General features: G+C 71.9%; 13 protein-coding genes and 1 pseudogene. 3 read left to right on the top strand and 11 right to left on the bottom strand.

The window, feature by feature from the left end:
• Positions 1-127 precede the first annotated feature (127 nt).
• Together dnaJ and hrcA are read right to left on the bottom strand one after the other, a co-directional pair.
• On the bottom strand, positions 128-1,264 hold the full coding sequence (gene dnaJ, locus ACWD5Q_RS17360) for a molecular chaperone DnaJ (protein ID WP_451427857.1): 1,137 nt from the start codon (positions 1,262-1,264) through the stop codon (positions 128-130).
• Positions 1,265-2,281, bottom strand: coding sequence for a heat-inducible transcriptional repressor HrcA (gene hrcA, locus ACWD5Q_RS17355; protein ID WP_451427856.1), 1,017 nt, complete (start codon positions 2,279-2,281; stop codon positions 1,265-1,267). It abuts the gene before it with no gap.
• A gap of 195 nt (positions 2,282-2,476) precedes the next feature.
• On the opposite strand from hrcA, the gene ACWD5Q_RS17350 reads away from it, so the two are divergent.
• Positions 2,477-3,211 (top strand): MBL fold metallo-hydrolase, encoded by a 735-nt coding sequence (locus tag ACWD5Q_RS17350; RefSeq protein WP_451427855.1) that lies wholly within the window; start codon positions 2,477-2,479, stop codon positions 3,209-3,211.
• A 46-nt stretch (positions 3,212-3,257) separates the two neighbouring features.
• Positions 3,258-4,067 carry a DUF3097 domain-containing protein gene (locus ACWD5Q_RS17345; protein WP_451427854.1) on the top strand — a complete coding sequence of 270 codons (810 nt, stop codon included), beginning with the start codon at positions 3,258-3,260 and terminating at the stop codon, positions 4,065-4,067.
• Here the strand turns inward: ACWD5Q_RS17345 and ACWD5Q_RS17340 are convergent.
• From ACWD5Q_RS17340 to lepA, 5 genes are all read right to left on the bottom strand, one after another.
• The gene (locus tag ACWD5Q_RS17340; RefSeq protein ID WP_451427853.1) at positions 4,045-4,623 is read right to left on the bottom strand and encodes a Uma2 family endonuclease; all 579 of its coding nucleotides are present in this window, start codon (positions 4,621-4,623) and stop codon (positions 4,045-4,047) included. The two genes, ACWD5Q_RS17345 and ACWD5Q_RS17340, sit on opposite strands and share 23 nt — an antisense overlap.
• A gap of 100 nt (positions 4,624-4,723) precedes the next feature.
• On the bottom strand, positions 4,724-5,956 hold the full coding sequence (gene hemW / locus ACWD5Q_RS17335) for a radical SAM family heme chaperone HemW (protein ID WP_451427852.1): 1,233 nt from the start codon (positions 5,954-5,956) through the stop codon (positions 4,724-4,726).
• A 48-nt stretch (positions 5,957-6,004) separates the two neighbouring features.
• On the bottom strand, positions 6,005-7,942 hold the full coding sequence (locus ACWD5Q_RS17330) for a SpoIIE family protein phosphatase (RefSeq protein WP_451427851.1): 1,938 nt from the start codon (positions 7,940-7,942) through the stop codon (positions 6,005-6,007).
• Between the two features lie 292 nt (positions 7,943-8,234).
• Positions 8,235-10,109: an AMP-dependent synthetase/ligase gene (locus tag ACWD5Q_RS17325; RefSeq protein WP_451427850.1), complete on the bottom strand. Its 1,875-nt coding sequence runs from the start codon at positions 10,107-10,109 to the stop codon at positions 8,235-8,237.
• 233 nt (positions 10,110-10,342) lie between these two features.
• Positions 10,343-12,211 (bottom strand): translation elongation factor 4, encoded by a 1,869-nt coding sequence (gene lepA, locus ACWD5Q_RS17320; protein ID WP_451427849.1) that lies wholly within the window; start codon positions 12,209-12,211, stop codon positions 10,343-10,345.
• Between the two features lie 405 nt (positions 12,212-12,616).
• Between lepA and rpsT the strand changes: the two genes are divergently transcribed.
• Positions 12,617-12,883, top strand: a complete 267-nt coding sequence (gene rpsT, locus ACWD5Q_RS17315) for a 30S ribosomal protein S20 (RefSeq protein WP_451427848.1) — start codon at positions 12,617-12,619, stop codon at positions 12,881-12,883.
• Positions 12,884-13,108: 225 nt separating this feature from the next.
• Here rpsT and holA read toward each other — a convergent pair whose 3' ends face one another.
• The 4 genes and pseudogenes from holA to ACWD5Q_RS17295 form a co-directional block, all read right to left on the bottom strand.
• The gene (gene holA / locus ACWD5Q_RS17310; RefSeq protein ID WP_451427847.1) at positions 13,109-14,098 is read right to left on the bottom strand and encodes a DNA polymerase III subunit delta; all 990 of its coding nucleotides are present in this window, start codon (positions 14,096-14,098) and stop codon (positions 13,109-13,111) included.
• A 72-nt stretch (positions 14,099-14,170) separates the two neighbouring features.
• Complete coding sequence (locus ACWD5Q_RS17305) at positions 14,171-14,416, bottom strand: hypothetical protein (RefSeq protein WP_451427846.1); 246 nt, start codon at positions 14,414-14,416, stop codon at positions 14,171-14,173.
• Between the two features lie 145 nt (positions 14,417-14,561).
• Positions 14,562-15,401 carry an arylamine N-acetyltransferase family protein gene (locus ACWD5Q_RS17300; protein WP_451427845.1) on the bottom strand — a complete coding sequence of 280 codons (840 nt, stop codon included), beginning with the start codon at positions 15,399-15,401 and terminating at the stop codon, positions 14,562-14,564.
• Between the two features lie 4 nt (positions 15,402-15,405).
• Positions 15,406-17,142, bottom strand: a pseudogene (locus ACWD5Q_RS17295) (ComEC/Rec2 family competence protein); the annotation flags it as partial.
• Positions 17,143-17,236 lie beyond the last annotated feature (94 nt).

Here is a 17,236-nt window from a genome sequence, read left to right as displayed (position 1 = left end):
ACGGGTTCGCGGGTCAGAGGTGGTGGGAGGGCGCACGCGGGGGGCCGAAGCGGGGGCCGGGGCGCGGCCGTCCCGAAGAACGCGCCCGGCGCCGGTCGGGTCGACCGGCACCGGTGTCCGCTCACGGTCAGCGCCCGTTGAAGGCGTCCTTCAGGCGCGAGAACAGCCCCTGCTGCCCCGGCTGGAACTGGCCCTGCGGGCGTTCCTCGCCGCGCAGCTTCGCCAGTTCCCTCAGCAGGCGCTCCTGCTCGGGGTCCAGCTTCGCCGGCGTCTGCACCTCGACGTGCACGAGCAGGTCGCCCCGGCCGCCGCCGCGCAGATGTGTGACGCCTCGGCCATGCAGCGGGATCGACTGCCCGGACTGCGTGCCGGGGCGGATGTCGACCTCCTCCATGCCGTCCAGCGTCTCCAGCGGCACCTTGGTGCCGAGGGCCGCCGCCGTCATCGGGAGGGTGACCGTGCAGTGCAGGTCGTCGCCGCGGCGCTGGAACACCGCGTGCGGCAGCTCGTGGATCTCGACGTACAGGTCGCCGGCGGGTCCGCCGCCCGGGCCGACCTCGCCCTCGCCCGCGAGCTGGATCCGGGTGCCGTTGTCGACGCCCGCGGGGATCTTGACGGTGAGCGTCCGGCGGGAGCGCACCCGCCCGTCGCCCGCGCACTCCGGGCAGGGGGTCGGGACGATCGTGCCGAAGCCCTGGCACTGCGGACAGGGCCGGGAGGTCATGACCTGGCCCAGGAAGGACCGCGTGACCTGCGAGACCTCGCCGCGACCGCGGCACATGTCACAGGTCTGCACGGACGTGCCGGGCGCGGCGCCCTCGCCGTTGCAGGTCCCGCAGACGACGGCCGTGTCGACCTGGATGTCCTTCGTGGTGCCGAAGGCCGCCTCGTCCAGCTCGACCTCCAACCGGATCATGGCGTCCTGGCCCCGGCGGGTGCGCGAGCGCGGTCCGCGCTGCGACGCCGTGCCGAAGAACGCGTCCATGATGTCGGAGAAGTTTCCGAAACCGCCCGCGCCGAAGCCGCCCGCGCCCGCGGCGCCCGCCTGGGAGAGGGGGTCGCCGCCGAGGTCGTAGACCTGCTTCTTCTGCGGGTCCGAGAGCACCTCGTACGCGGCGTTGATCTCCTTGAACCGCTCCTGCGTCTTGGGATCGGGGTTGACGTCCGGGTGCAGCTCGCGGGCGAGCCGGCGGAACGCCTTCTTGATCTCTTCCTGCGACGCGTCGCGGCGTACGCCGAGTACGGCGTAGTAGTCCGTGGCCACTTACGACTCCGCCAGGATCTGTCCGACGTACCGTGCCACCGCTCGTACCGCTCCCATCGTTCCCGGGTAATCCATGCGGGTCGGTCCGACCACGCCGAGTTTCGCTACTGCCTCGCCGCCCGAACCGTAGCCCACGGAGACCACCGACGTGGAGTTGAGTCCCTCGTGTGCGTTCTCATGGCCGATACGCACCCGCATGGCCGGATCCTTCGCCTCGCCCAGCAGCCTGAGGAGGACGACCTGCTCCTCCAGCGCCTCCAGGACGGGGCGGATGGTGAGCGAGAAGTCGTGCCCGAAGCGGGTGAGATTGGGGGTGCCGCCGATGATCAGCCGCTCCTCGGTCTCCTCCACGAGGGTCTCCAGGAGAGTGGCGAGCACCGTGGAGACCGCGCCCCGGTCCTCCGGTTCGAAGGCCTCGGGCAGGTCCTGCACAAGCTGCGGGACGTCGGCGAAACGGCGGCCGGCGACATGGCTGTTGAGCCGCGCCCGCAGATCCGCGAGTGACGTTTCTCCGAACGGCGCGGGGCAGTCGACCATGCGCTGCTCGACCCGGCCGGTGTCGGTGATCAGCACGAGCATCACCCGCGCGGGCGCCATCGCCAGCAGTTCCACGTGCCGCACCGTCGAGCGGGTCAGCGACGGGTACTGCACGACGGCGACCTGCCGGGTGAGCTGCGCGAGCAGGCGCACCGTACGCGCCACGACGTCGTCGAGGTCGACGGCGCCCTCCAGGAAGTTCTGGATCGCGCGGCGCTCGGGCGGGCTCATCGGCTTGACCGCCGCGAGCTTGTCGACGAAGAGGCGGTAGCCCTTGTCCGTGGGGATGCGTCCGGCGCTGGTGTGCGGCTGGGCGATGTAGCCCTCCTCCTCCAGTGCGGCCATGTCGTTGCGGACGGTGGCCGGGGAGACGCCGAGGTTGTGCCGTTCGGTGAGTGCCTTGGAGCCCACCGGCTCCTCGGTGCCCACGTAGTCCTGGACGATGGCGCGCAGCACTTCGAGCCTGCGTTCACTGAGCATGCGCACACCTCCAGCGGTCTGTCCCCTTGACGCTTCCCCTGGCACTCTGCAGTGGTGAGTGCCAGCATCCCCTGGGCAAGTGTACGGCTGTCCGGTACACCCCGGGCAAGGGCGGGCTCACCTGCCCTGCCGACGTGTACCGACCTGTCCCGGGGTGTCCCGTCCTGCGGGGCCGCCTGCGGGTAGCGTCACCCCATGACGGTGTGGTGGGAAGAGTGCGGGTGGGAGGCGCTCAGCGCGCGGGCGGGGCGCACCCGGCTCCCGGGCTGGGACTGCACGGCGGGACTGGTGGCCGGCGAGCGCGGGGCGCTCATGGTCGACGCCGGGTCGAGCCTCGGCGAGGGCGCGAGGCTGCGCACCCAGGCACGGCGGCTGCTCGCGCCGCTCGGCGGGGACCGGCATGTGACACATCTCGCGCTCACGCACCCGCACTTCGACCATGTCTTCGGGGCGGCGGCGTTCGCGGGCGCGGAGGTGTTCGGGGCGGTGGGCGTCGAGGCGGTGTTCGTCCACGAGCGGGACGCGCTGATCGCGGACGCGGTGCGGCACGGCCTGGACGCGGCCGAGGCGGCCGGGGCCGGGGACGTGCTGGTCCGCCCGCGCCACCAGGTCTCGGGCGAATGGACGCTGGACCTGGGCGGGGTGCAGGTGCTGCTGGCGAACGTGGGCCCGGCCCACACGGCCCACGACCTGGTGGTCCTCGTCCCCGGCGAGCGGGAGGTGGTCTTCTGCGGGGACCTGGTGGAGGAGTCCGGCGAGCCGCAGGCGGGCCCGGACGCGGTCCCCTCGCACTGGCCGGCGGCCCTGGACCGGCTGCTCGAACTGGGCGGCGAGGACGCGGTGTACGTGCCGGGGCACGGGGCCGTCGTGGACGCGGCGTTCGTCCGGGCGCAGCGCGACGCGCTCGCGGCCCGTTTCGGCGTGTCGTGACGCCTTCTGCGCCCGTCACGGCCCGGCTTCTCCTATCGTCATCCGAATGCGCTCGTACTCGCCGGACCTGACCCCGCCGTGGAAGAAGCCCGCGCCCGTGCCGGAGGTCCCGGCGGATCCCGGTCTGGTGGTCGAGGAGCCGCGCACCGGCTTCTGCGGCGCGGTGATCCGCTGCGAGGCGGGCACGGTGACCCTGGAGGACCGCTTCGGCAAGCACCGTGTGTTCCCGCTGGAGCCACGGGGGTTCCTGCTGGAGGGCCGGGTGGTGACCCTGGTGCGCCCGTCGCGGGCGCCGGTGCGTCCCCCGCGTACCGCGTCGGGCTCGGTGGCCGTCCCGGGGGCGCGCGCGAGGGTGGCCCGCGCCGGCCGCATCTATGTGGAGGGCCGCCACGACGCGGACCTGGTGGAGAAGGTGTGGGGCGACGACCTGCGCATCGAGGGCGTGGTCGTGGAGTACCTGGAGGGCGTGGACGACCTGCCGTCGATCGTGTCTTCCTTCGCGCCGGGCCCGGACGCGCGGCTGGGCGTGCTCGTGGACCACTTGGTGCCGGGTACGAAGGAGTGGCGGATCGCTCAGGCGGTGACGAGTGAGCACGCGCTGGTCGTCGGCCATCCGTACATCGACATCTGGGAGGCCGTGAAGCCGTCGAGCCTGGGGATTCCCGGCTGGCCCCGGGTCCCCCACGGGCAGGACTGGAAGACGGGGGTGTGCCGGGCGCTGGGGTGGCCGGAGAACACGGGTGCGGCCTGGCAGCGGATTCTGTCGCGGGTGCGGTCCTACAAGGACCTGGAGCCGGAGTTGCTGGGGCGGGTGGAGGAGTTGATCGACTTCGTCACGGATAGCGGTGGGGCCTGACGTCCGGAAACGTTCCGAACTCGCTCGTGTCCAATTCGACTCCCAGCCCCTCCAGCGACAACGGCTCACCGAACTTCGCGATGTGCTGCGTCCTGTAGTCGGCCTCCTCTCCCTCTCCGTCTGGCTTCGTCAGCAGGACACACTGCGCCATGATCGGGTCGACGATGAGGTAGGCGGGCACCTTACCCGCGGCGTAGATCGAACGCTTGACGCCGTAATCCCGGCCGACGCTGGTCTTGGAAACGACCTCGACGACCATCGTGGTCAACTGGGAAGGAAGCAGGCGGCCCGAGGCAGGCAAGAGGTCAGGTGCCACGACTACCAGGTCCGGAACGGGCTCGCTGGCCTCGTCGACGATGTCGATGTCCTGTGTCTGGAGGCAATACCAGCGTTCGAGGGGGATCTGTCTGCCGATCAGCATCACGATGACGTTGTGCACCACATCAGGGCTCGCCATCATCACGATTTCCCCCCGGAGAAGCTCGGCTGTGACGCCCTCCGGAGGCTCGAACCCCTCGAAGAACCTGGTCATCCCGTACTCGTCCACAGCGGTCATCTCCGTGGCCCTCCACATCCGCCGCGTCCTTTTGGCGGCAGCCTACGAACCAGGTTAGGGAACGGACCGGCGTTCCGCACCGGTTCACTCGCCGGAGTGATCAGTCCACCAGGTCCCGCACCACCGCGTCCGCCAGCAGCCGCCCCCGCAGCGTGAGAACCGCCCGGCCCTCGTCGTACGGCCCCTTTTCCAGGAGCCCGTCCGCCAGGGCGCGGCACGAAGCCGCCAGCCCCTGTTCCCGCAGCAGCGACAGCGGCACGCCCTCCCTCAGGCGCAGTTCCAGCAGGATGCGCTCCACCCGGCGGTCCTCCTCCGACAGGACCTCCCGTCCGGCCCCCGGGGAGCGGCCCGCCGCGAGTGCCGCCGCGTACGCCCCCGGGTGCTTCACGTTCCACCAGCGCACGCCGCCCACATGGCTGTGCGCGCCGGGGCCCGCGCCCCACCAGTCGGCGCCGCGCCAGTACAGCTCGTTGTGCAGACAGCAGCCGGCCTTAGAGGTGGCCCAGTTGGAGACCTCGTACCAGTCGTAGCCCGCGGAGCCGAGCACCTCGTCCGCGATCAGATACCGGTCCGCGTGGACGTCGTCGTCCGTCATCGGTATCTCGCCGCGGCGGATGCGGCGGGCGAGCCCGGTGCCCTCCTCGACGATCAGCGCGTACGCCGACACGTGGTCGGGGCCCGCGCCCAGCGCCGCGTCCAGCGAGGCCCGCCAGTCGTCGTCCGACTCGCCCGGCGTGCCGTAGATCAGGTCCAGGTTCACCTGCTCGAAGCCCGCCGCCCGCGCCTCGGCCACACAGGCCTCGGGACGGCCCGGGGTGTGGGTGCGGTCCAGGATCCTCAGCACGTGCGGGCGGGCGCTCTGCATGCCGAAGGAGATCCGGTTGAAGCCGCCCTCCCGCAGGGCCGCGAGATACTCCGGGCCGACCGACTCCGGGTTCGCCTCCGTCGTCACCTCGGCGTCGTCCGCGAGCCCGAACTCGTCACGGATCGCGCCCAGCATCCGTACGAGGTCCGCGGCGGCCAGCAGTGTCGGTGTGCCGCCCCCGACGAAGACCGTGCGGACCTCGCGCGGGTCGTCGCCCAGCACCTTGCGGGCCAGCCGGATCTCCTCGATCAACGTCTGCGCGTAGTTGTCGCGGGAGGCCAGCACCCCGCCGGTGCCGCGCAGCTCCGTCGCCGTGTACGTGTTGAAGTCGCAGTAGCCGCAGCGCGTCGCGCAGTACGGCACATGGAGATAGAACCCGAGGGGGCGTTCGGCGGCTCCGGCGAGCGCGTGTGCGGGCAGGGCGCCGTCGGCGGGGACGGGCTCGCCGTCGGGGAGAGCGGAAGGCATGTCCTCCATTGTCCAGCACCGAAGACGTGACCGGCCGGGTGTGGCACGTCACTCCGCGCGCAGCACCAGCAGCGCCAGGTCGTCCTCCGGCGGCTTCCTCCCGAACTCGTGCACCAGGGTCCGGATCCGCTCCGCGATGAGCTGGGCGCTCAGCCCGGCGCAGCCGGCGAGCGCCGCCGCGAGCCCGTCCCCGTCGTCGAACTGGCGGGACCCGCTGCGCCGCTCGGTCACCCCGTCCGTGACGCACAGCAGCGTGTCGCCGGGGTGCAGCTCGAAGGTCTCGCACCCGTAGGTGACGTCCTCGACGACCCCGAGGAGGGTCTGCGGCTGGGCCACGACCCGTACGTCGCCGTCCGGGCCCAGCAGCAGCGGCAGCGGATGTCCGGCCGAGGCGAGCGTGCAGCGCACCCCGCCGTCGAAGGGGACGAGTTCCCCGTAGAGCAGGGAGAGGAAACGCGCGTGGGGGCCGCCGTCGGCGACCGGCACGGGGGCACCCGCCGCCACCAGCGCCCGCGCCGCCGCGTCCGACGCCTCCGTGGCGTCGTCGAGAAGGAGCTGGTTGAGACGGTCCAGGACGTCGGGGACCTCGTACCCCTCGCGGGCCAGCAGCCGTAGCCAGGGCCGGGCCAGCCCGATCACGACCGCCGCCTCCGGGCCTTTGCCCTGGACGTCGCCGAGCGCGAAGTGCCACCGCCCGCGGCCGGCCGGGAAGAGGTCGTAGAAGTCGCCGCTGGGGCCGCCCTTGTCGCACGGCTCGTACACGAGCGCGCTGCTCACCCCGGGGATCTCGGCGACGGCTCCGGGCAGCAGCCCCCGCTGCAACACCCTGCTGATGGTGGCCTGGCGCGCGTACTGGCGGGCCGCCCCGATGGCGAGTGCCACCCGGCGGCTGAGGTCCTCGACGAGCCCGGTGACCTCGTCGGGGAAGCACGGCAGCCCCGCCCGGCCGATGACCAGCGTGCCGAGCGGCCGGCCGCCGGCGATCAGCCGGTAGGCCAGCGCCGCCCCGGTCGCGCCGCGCGGGCCGAGCGCCTCCCCGGGCCAGGGCACGGGCACCGCCCGGGAACGCACCGACTCCGGCAGCCGTGGCGGGTCCTTCTCCAGCGCCCGGCGCAGTTCCTCGATGCGGTTCTCGCTGCCGTGCCAGACCCGGGCCAGCCGCGGCCCGGTGGCGACCGCCGTCTCGGGACCGTGCCAGCCGGTCGCCTCGTCCTCCAGCCACACCGCGCACCAGTCGGCGAGCCGCGGCACGAGGAGCTGCCCGGTGAGCGCGGCGACCAGATCCTCGTCGAGCTGTCCGGTGAGCAGGTCGGACGCCTCGGCGAGGAAGGAGAGCGCGCCGCGGCCGCGCCAGTCCCGCTCGGGCGCACCGCGTCCGGGGTCGGTGAGGACGACGGGTTCGGGCCCCAGGATCTCGCCGGTGCCCGGGCCGCGCTCGGGGGCGTCCTCACCGGCGTACGCCTCGATGCCGTCCGGGGCCGGCGGGGCGCCGTCGAGGGGCAGCCGCGCCCAGACGGTCTTGGTCGCGGTGCGGTAGGTGATCCCCCAGGCCGTGGAGAGCGCGGCGACGAGACGCAGACCGCGGCCGTACTCGGGTATGCCGTGGGCGCACTCGGTGGTCTCGTCCCGCACCGGGCGCGAGGGGTGGTGGTCGGAGACCTCGACGAGGAGGCCGGGCGGTTCGTCGTCCGTTTCGTGGAGGCGGCAGACGATGTCGACGTCGGTGCCCGCGTGCACGACCGCGTTGGTGACCAGTTCGCTGACCACGACCAGGGCGTCGTCGGCCAGTCGCTCGGTGAAGGTGCCGGGCTCGGCCGCCTCGGCCCACATGGAGAGGGCGGCGCACACGAAGCGGCGGGCGGCGCCCGGCGCGAGCGGGCCGCCGGGCAGCGTCGTACGCACCACCGTGTGCAGCTCCGCGCCCTCGTGCGCGGGCGTGTCAGGGGCACGGAAGATGGTCTCCCCTTGCGTGGGAATGGCCCCCATGGACGGCTCCCCGAGCGGTTCCGACGAACTCCGGCGCATACGCCTTTGGCGATGCGGACAGAGTGACAGACCGGACCCGCCCATAAGCACCGAGTTACCGAAGTGGCCTGCTAAGGGTGAGAAGGGTGCTACAGATGCGCTCGGAGTCGGTCGGATTCGGGCAACGGATCTACGTCCTCTGTCCGCCGGGGGGCTTGTGACGGTTCGTCAAGCCCATCGACGTTCGTCTCGATTCGCCCGAGTGGTACGGGGCCGGGGACCGCTCCCCGGCCCCGTGGCCGCGAGCGGCCTCTCACGCCTCGCGCGTCCCCGCGTACATCTCGTCGATGAGGTCCTTGTACTCCCGCTCCACCACCGGCCGCTTCAGCTTCAGGCTCGGTGTGATCTCACCGTGCTCGACGTCGAGGTCGCGCGGCAGCAGCCGGAACTTCTTGATGGTCTGCCACCGCTGGAGCCCGGCGTTGAGTTCGCGGACATAGCCGTCGACCATCGCGACCGTGGCGGGCGCGGCGACCACCTCGGCGTACGACCTGCCCTCCAGGCCGTTCCCCTTCGCCCACTCGAGGATCGCGGCCTCGTCCAGGGCGATGAGCGCGGTGCAGTAGTTCCGGTCGGCGCCGTACACCAGGATGTTGGAGACGTACGGGCACACCGCCTTGAACTGCCCCTCGACCTCGGCGGGCGCGATGTACTTGCCGCCGGAGGTCTTGATGAGGTCCTTCTTGCGGTCGGTGATGCGCAGATAGCCGTCCGGGGACAGCTCGCCGATGTCCCCGGTGTGGAACCAGCCGTCCGCCTCCAGCACCTCGGCGGTCTTCTCCGGCAGCTTGTGGTAGCCCTGCATGATGCCGGGGCCGCGCAGCAGGATCTCGCCGTCCTCCGCGATGCGCACCTCGGTGCCGGGCAGCGGCTTGCCGACCGTGCCCGTGCGGTACGCCTCGCCCGGGTTCACGAACGAGGCCGCGGAGGACTCGGTGAGGCCGTAGCCCTCCAGGATGTGGATGCCGGCTCCGGCGAAGAAGTAGCCGATCTCGGGCGCGAGGGCGGCGGAGCCGGAGACACAGGCCCGCAGCCGGCCGCCGAACGCCTCGCGGATCTTGGCGTAGACGAGCGCGTCGGCGACCTTGTGCCGGGCGGCGAGGGCGAAGGGCGCGGAGCGGGTGCCGGTGCGCCGGAAGGTGTCCTGGGTGACCTTGGCGTACTCGCGGGCGACCTCGGCGGCCCACTGGAAGATCTTGTACTTGGCCGCCCCGCCCGCGCGGGCCTTGCCGGCGATGCCGTTGTAGACCTTCTCGAAGATGCGCGGCACGGCCGCCATGTAGGTCGGCCGCACCACCGGAAGGTTCTCGATGATCTTGTCGACGCGGCCGTCGACCGCGGTGACGTGCCCCACCTCGATCTGGCCGGAGGTGAGCACCTTGCCGAAGACGTGCGCGAGCGGCAGCCACAGGTACTGCACGTCGTCGCTGCCGACCAGCCCGGTCGCGGCGATCGCCTTCGCCATGTAGGCCCAGTTGTCGTGCGGCAGGCGGACACCCTTGGGACGGCCGGTGGTGCCGGAGGTGTAGATGAGGGTGGCGAGCTGGTCCCTGGTGATCGCGCCGACCCGCTCCTTGATCAGCCCCGGGTGCTTGCGCAGGTAGGCCGCGCCACGGGCCTCCAGCTCGGCGAGGGTGAGAACCCAGTCCCCGGACTCGACGCCCGCCGGGTCGATGACGACGACGTGGTGGAGGTCGGGCAGTTCGGAGCGCTTCTGAAGGGCCTTGGCGAGCTGGTCGGCGTTCTCCGCGACGAGGACCCTGCTCTCGGAGTCGGAGAGGATGAAGGCCGACTCGTCGGCGTTGGTCTGCGGATAGATGGTGGTCGTGGCCGCGCCGGCGCACATGATGCCGAGGTCGGCGAGGATCCATTCGAGACGGGTGGAGGAGGCGAGCGCGATGCGCTCCTCGGGCCGCACGCCCAGCTCGATCAGTCCGGCGGCGATCGCGTGGACCCGCTCGGCGGCCTGTCCCCAGCTCAGCGACCTCCACTCGTCGGGCCCCTCGCCGGCGGGCGACGGTACGGGGTAGCGGTAGGCCTCGGTGTCCGGCGTGGCCGCCACGCGCTCCAGGAAGAGGGCCGCGACAGACGGCGGACGGTTCTCGATCACAGTCTGCTGATGGCTCACGACATCCTCCGGGCCCGCGACGGTGTGGCTGGCTCACTTCTGTTGTTTCCACTCGCGCGCCTTGCTTAACTCGCGAGTAACTACCGAGCAGGCATCAGGGTAAAGCCCGACCAGCCACTTCGTAAGGGGCCAAGGCCTCTCGCTTCCCCCGCGGAACCACCCGACGCACCGCGCGGGCCCGCCGCGCCGCGCACGACGGGCCCGTTCCACCCGGTTTGCACCGCCGGCGGCGGCTACTTCTTGCCCTTGGCCGGCCCCGCGCTGTCATCGCTGGAGAGCACCGCGATGAAGGCCTCCTGCGGAACTTCCACGGAACCCACCATCTTCATCCGCTTCTTGCCCTCCTTCTGCTTCTCCAGCAGCTTCCGCTTACGGGAGATGTCACCGCCGTAGCACTTGGCGAGGACGTCCTTGCGGATGGCGCGGATGGTCTCGCGGGCGATCACCCGGGAGCCGATGGCGGCCTGCACCGGCACCTCGAAGTTCTGCCGCGGGATCAGCTCCTTCAGCTTGGCGACGAGCCGGACGCCGTACGCGTACGCCTGGTCCTTGTGGGTGATCGCGGAGAAGGCGTCGACCTTGTCGCCGTGCAGCAGGATGTCCACCTTGACCAGGGAGCTGTTCTGCTCGCCGGTGGGCTCGTAGTCGAGGGACGCGTAGCCGCGGGTCTTGGACTTGAGCTGGTCGAAGAAGTCGAAGACGATCTCCGCGAGCGGGAGGGTGTAACGGATCTCGACGCGGTCCTCGGAGAGGTAGTCCATGCCGAGCAGCGTGCCGCGGCGGGTCTGGCACAGCTCCATGATCGCGCCGATGAACTCGGTGGGCGCGAGGATCGTGGCCCGTACGACCGGCTCGTAGACCTCGGCGATCTTCCCCTCGGGGAACTCGCTGGGGTTGGTGACCGTGATCTCGGTCTCGTCCTCCATGACCACGCGGTAGACCACGTTGGGCGCGGTGGCGATCAGGTCGAGCCCGAACTCGCGCTCCAGCCGCTCGCGGATCACATCGAGGTGGAGCAGGCCGAGGAAGCCGACGCGGAAACCGAAGCCGAGGGCGGCGGACGTCTCCGGCTCGTAGACGAGCGCGGCGTCGTTGAGCTGGAGCTTGTCGAGGGCCTCGCGCAGGTCGGGGTAGTCGGACCCGTCCAGCGGATACAGACCCGAGAAGACCATCGGCTTGGGGTCCTTGTACCCGCCGAGGGGCTCCTCGGCGCCCTTGACCTGGCTGGTGATGGTGTCACCGACCTTGGACTGGCGGACGTCCTTCACACCGGTGATCAGATAGCCCACCTCGCCGACCCCGAGCCCGTCGGCCGGAAGCATCTCGGGCGAGTTGACGCCGATCTCCAGCAGCTCGTGGGTCGCGCCGGTCGACATCATCTTGATGCGCTCGCGCTTGTTGAGCTGACCGTCGATGACACGGACGTACGTGACCACGCCGCGGTAGGAGTCGTACACCGAGTCGAAGATCATCGCTCGGGCGGGCGCGTCCGCGACGCCGACCGGCGCCGGGATCTGCTCGACGACCTTGTCCAGCAGCGCCTCGACGCCGAGACCGGTCTTGGCGGAGACCTTGAGCACGTCGCCGGGCTCGCAGCCGATGAGGTTCGCGAGTTCCTCGGCGAACTTCTCGGGCTGCGCGGCCGGCAGGTCGATCTTGTTCAGTACGGGGATGATCGTGAGGTCGTTCTCCATCGCCAGGTAGAGGTTGGCGAGGGTCTGGGCCTCGATGCCCTGGGCGGCGTCGACGAGGAGGACGGTACCCTCGCACGCGGCGAGCGACCGCGAGACCTCGTAGGTGAAGTCGACGTGCCCCGGGGTGTCGATCATGTTCAGGATGTGCGTGTTGCCCGGATCATGGGTCGGGGCCCACGGCAGACGCACCGCCTGGGACTTGATCGTGATGCCGCGCTCGCGCTCGATGTCCATGCGGTCGAGGTACTGAGCGCGCATCTGCCGCTGCTCGACGACGCCGGTCAGCTGGAGCATCCGGTCGGCGAGCGTGGACTTGCCGTGGTCGATGTGCGCGATGATGCAGAAATTGCGGATCAGAGCCGGGGCGGTACGGCTCGGCTCGGGCACATGGCTAGGGATCGCGGGCACGCAGGGTCCTGATTCTTGAGGCGTCCGCAGTGTCTGCGGTCTCGGGTCGGATCGATACGTAGCTTCCATGGTCCCACGCGCGGGAGGCTGCGACCGGTGCGGGCCGGGCCGAGACGGGCCGCGGGGGCGTGCGCGGGGACGCACACAAGGAGCATTGTGACCGGTTTGGGAGCGGTTTGGGGTGCGGGGGGGCGGCGCACGCACGGGGCCGGGCGGCCTCCACGGGCCGGGACGGAGGCCCGGGGGCCGGGACGGAGGCCCGCGAGACCGGTTTGGGCGGGCCGGAAGGCGGCTGGTAGCCTGGGTGGCTGTGTCTCTTGCCCTCTCAGCGGAGACACGTCTCCAAGAAATCACCGGCGCGTGAGACAGCCCGTCTCCCGTGCCTGAACCTGTAGAGGCTCATTCGTGGCGAACATCAAGTCCCAGATCAAGCGGAACAAGACGAACGAGAAGGCGCGCCTGCGCAACAAGGCCGTCAAGTCCTCGCTTCGCACCGCGATCCGCAAGGCCCGTGAGGCCGCCGCCGCGGGTGACGTCGAGAAGGCCACCGTGCTCCAGCGCGCCGCCGCGCGTCAGCTCGACAAGGCCGTCTCGAAGGGCGTCATCCACAAGAACGCTGCCGCCAACAAGAAGTCGGCGCTGGCTTCCAAGGTCGGTGCCCTCAAGGGCTGACACTTGATTTGACGCCGGAGGGAACCGAGCGGGCCCTCTCTCATCCGCTCCCACCCGGCACCCCGGGTCCGCACGCGGCCTGCGTTCGCCACGCGGGTGCGGACCCACGAGCTCGACCGAAGGCCCCGCCTCCCGTCCTTCCCCAGGACGGACGGCGGGGCCTTCGGCGTGCGCGCCGCCTACGCGCCGCCGTACGGGCGCCGCCTCCGGGCCCGGGTCGTCGGTCTACGCCCGGCCCCTGGACCGGGCCGCCCTCGCGATCGTGACGACCGCCTTCTCCAGGGCGTACTCCGGGTCGTCACCGCCGCCCTTCACGCCCGCGTCGGCCTCGGCCACCGCCCGCAGCGCGACCGCCACCCCCTCCGGCGTCCACCCCCGCATCTGCTGGCGCACCCGGTCGATCTTCCACGGCGGCATGCCGAGCTCCCGGGCGAGGTCCGCGGGACGCCCGCCCCGGGCCGACGACAGCTTGCCGATCGCGCGCACCCCCTGTGCGAGCGCGCTCGTGATCATCACCGGCGCCACCCCCGTGGCCAGCGACCACCTCAGCGCCTCCAGTGCCTCCGCCGCACGTCCCTCGACCGCCCGGTCCGCGACCGTGAAGCTCGATGCCTCGGCCCGACCCGTGTAGTACCGCCCGACCACCGCTTCGTCGATCGTCCCCTCGACGTCCGCGACGAGCTGCGACACCGCGGACGCCAGCTCCCGCAGATCGCTGCCGATCGCGTCGACCAGCGCCTGGCTCGCCTCGGACGTCGCCGAACGCCCCTGGGCCCGGAACTCCCCCCGCACGAAGGCCAGCCGGTCCGCCGGCTTCGTCATCTTCGGGCAGGCCACCTCCCGCGCCCCCGCCTTGCGGGCGGCGTCGAGCAGGCCCTTGCCCTTGGCTCCGCCCGCGTGCAGGAGCACGAGGGTGATCTCCTCGGCGGGCGAGGCGAAGTACCCCTTCAGTTCCTTGACCGTGTCGGCCCCCAGATCCTGCGCGTCGCGTACGACCACGACCTTGCGCTCGGCGAACAGTGACGGACTCGTCAGCTCGGCGAGCGTGCCGGGCTGCAACTGGTCCGAGGTCAGGTCCCGTACGTCCGTGTCGGCATCGGCGGCCCGGGCGGCGGCCACCACCTCCCGCACGGCACGGTCGAGCAGCAGGTCCTCCTGGCCCACGGCAAGGGTGACGGGGGCGAGAGGGTCGTCATGCGCGGTCTTCTTGGCCATCACGGACAGCATCGCACGCGCCACTGACATCGCGGTCCCGCCGCCGCCCCGCCCGGCCGGTCCCCGGACCGACTACGGCTCCTCCCGCCAGCCGTCCCACTCCCCCACGAACGTGTCCAACGCCGCCGGGTCGAGGCGTTCCTCCTCGTCCCGCAGCACCACCAGCCACTGCGCGTCCTCGGCGTCGTCCTCACCGGCCAGCGCGTCCCGTACGATCCGCGGCTCCTCATCCAGGGCGAACCGCTCCCCGAGCGCCTCCGCCACCGCTTCCGCCGCGTCACGGTCGGGCAGCACCAGCACATGTCTCACATCGCTCACCTGGCCATCTTCCGCTACGCGGGACACCGCCGACGCCGGGGGGCGCCCGGAAAGTTCCCGCCCGCCCACGCCGTCGCCCGCACCGCCCCGCGCACGGAAAGCGCCTCCGGCCATGACGTCCTGACGCCGTGAACCCGGCTCCCGGTCAGTCGGTCCGGTCGCCCTGCCGCACCGTCGGCACCCGGTCCAGGACGATCCCGAACCGCTCCCGGTACACCGCCAGCGCCTCCTCGTCGCTCGCCAGTTCCGACACCTCCTTACGCCCGTCCGGAGCCGTCACCGTGAGACGGCGGCCGCTGAGCGTGATCCGCCCTCCCTCCTCGGCGACCCGCGAACACACCAGCGAGCGCACGAAGTGCGAGAGCGGCGAGGTGGTGTTCCACCAGACTCCGACGGCGAAGTCCTCGAGCACCCGCGGGCGTACCTCCAGGCGGTACTGCGGCCTGCCCTCCCGCAGCACATCGAGGTCACCGGACTCCGCCGAACCTCCGCCCCCTCGTACCCCCGCCGCGTCCACCCCGGCCTCGATCACCCGGAACGCACCGCCCGGATCCCGCTGCTCGCCCCGCTCCCCGAACGCCAGCGGAAAGTGGCTGTTCGCCCCGAACCCGACATCGACCAGCCAGTCGCCTCCGTCCACGGTCCGCACCCGCAACGCCAGGTGGTCGTACGGCACCCCGAGCCTCCCCTCCTCCCCGTACACCCGCGCCGCGAGCAGCGTGACATCGAAGCCGAGCGCCGCCAGCAACGCCGCGAACGCGCCGTTGAGTTCGTAGCAGAAGCCGCCTCGGCGAGCCCCCACGATCTTGTCGAACAGCCGCTTCTCCTCCAGCACGATCTCCTCGCCCAGATGGATCGACAGGTTCTCGAACGGGACGGTCTGCAGATGGCGGAGTTGCAGCTCGCGCAGCACATCGATGGTGGGCCACGCGGGGTGGGCAGCCCCGATCCTGTGGAGATACGCGTCAGCCTGTGCGGAATTCATGACCTCAGTCTCTCGCGGCCCTCAGTTCACCGCCCGCCCCGACGACCGCGATCGCCCCGTCCCGGTCCGTCCGCAGCACCAGCGCGCCCTCGCCCCGCAAACCCACGACCGTCGCCGGCGCCGGATGGCCGTACGGGTTGTCCCGGCCGCACGAGATCAACGCGAGCCGCGGCGCGACCCTCCGCATCAGCTCGGGGTCCTGGTACGCCGACCCGTGGTGGGCGACCTTGAGAACGTCCACGGGGCCCAGCCCGGCACCCTCGGGCGATCTCAACAGTGCCTCCTGCGCCGGAGGTTCGAGGTCGCCGAGCAGGAGCAGGGTCAGCCCCGCCGACCGTACGAACAGGGCGACGCTCGCGTCGTTCGGACCGTCCGGCGAGGGTGCCGGGTCCGGCGGAGGCCACAGCACCCGCCAGTCGAGGGCCTCGATGCGGCGGCGCTCCCCGGCCACGGCGCGCGTCACCGGAATGTGCCGGGCGGCCGCCCGGGCGCGGACGAACGCCGCCTGTTCCGGCGGCTCCTCGAACCCGGTCGTCTCGATCGCCCCCACCGACCGGCCGCGCAGCACTCCCGGCAGCCCCGCCACATGGTCGGCGTGGAAGTGGGTCAGCACGAGCAGCGGGACGCGAGTGACACCGAGCGCGGTCAGGCATCGGTCGACCAGCACCGGATCGGGCCCCGCGTCCACGACCACCGCCGTGCCGTGGCCTGCCGCGAGCACCGTCGCGTCTCCCTGCCCCACATCGCATATCGCGAACCGCCAGCCCGGCGGCGGCCATCCGGTGATCACCCGGGTCAGCGGCGGCGGCCGCACCACCACGAGCAGCAGCACCACGATGCAGACCCCGGCCGCCCAGGGGCGCCGCAGAAGCCGCCGGCCGACGAGGACGACGACCGCCGTCACCACCGCCAGCAGCACCGCCCCGGCCCAGCTTCCCGGCCAGTCCACCGCGCCGCCCGGCAACGAGGCACCGGTGCGCGCGATGTCCGCGATCCATCCGGCGGGCCAACTCGCGCACCACGCCAGCGACGTGGCGACCGGCATCGTCACCGGCGCCGCCGCCAGCGCGGCGAACCCCAGCACGGTGGCCGGCGCCACGGCGAACTCCGCGAGCAGATTGCACGGCACCGCGACCAGACTCACCCGCGCCGACAGCACCGCGACGACCGGCGCGCACAGCGCCTGCGCGGCAGCCGCGGCGGCCAGCGCCTCGGCAAGTCGCGGCGGCACACGGCGCCGCCGCAGCGCCGCGCTCCAGCGCGGGGCGACCGTGAGCAGGGCACCGGTCGCCAGCACGGAGAGCAGGAACCCGTAGCTCCGGGCGAGCCAGGGGTCCCAGAGGACCAGCACCAGCACCGCCGTGGCCAGCGCGGGGATCAGGGATCTACGCCGCCCGGTCGCAAGGGCGAGCAGCGTGATCGCTCCGCAGGCCGCGGCCCGCAGCACGCTCGGGTCCGGCCGGCACACGACCACGAACCCGAGCGTGAGCACTCCGCCGAGCAGCGCGGTCCCCCGCAGCGGGATGCCGAGCCGGGGCGCGAGTCCGCGCCGCTCCGCGCGCTGCGCCAGTCCGGCCGGGCCGACGAGCAGGGCCAGGAGGATCGTGAAGTTGCCCCCGCTCACCGCGAGCAGGTGCGCGAGGTCCGTCCGATGGAAGGCGTCGTCCAGCTCGGGCGCGACCCGCGAGGTGTCCCCGACGACCAGTCCGGGTAGCAGCGCCCGCGCGTCCGGGTCTAGCCCCAAGGCCGTGAAGTTTGTGGCTGGGGCACGTTGTCAAGGGCTTGCGGCCGCAAGGATTTCGATGCTGGTGGTGGCTTTGTAGCTGGTTCGGTCG

Source organism: Streptomyces sp. NPDC002513 (assembly GCF_053595355.1).
The sequence above is the reverse complement of the archived record's forward strand: the minus strand, read 5'-3'. Positions and strand labels throughout refer to the sequence as shown.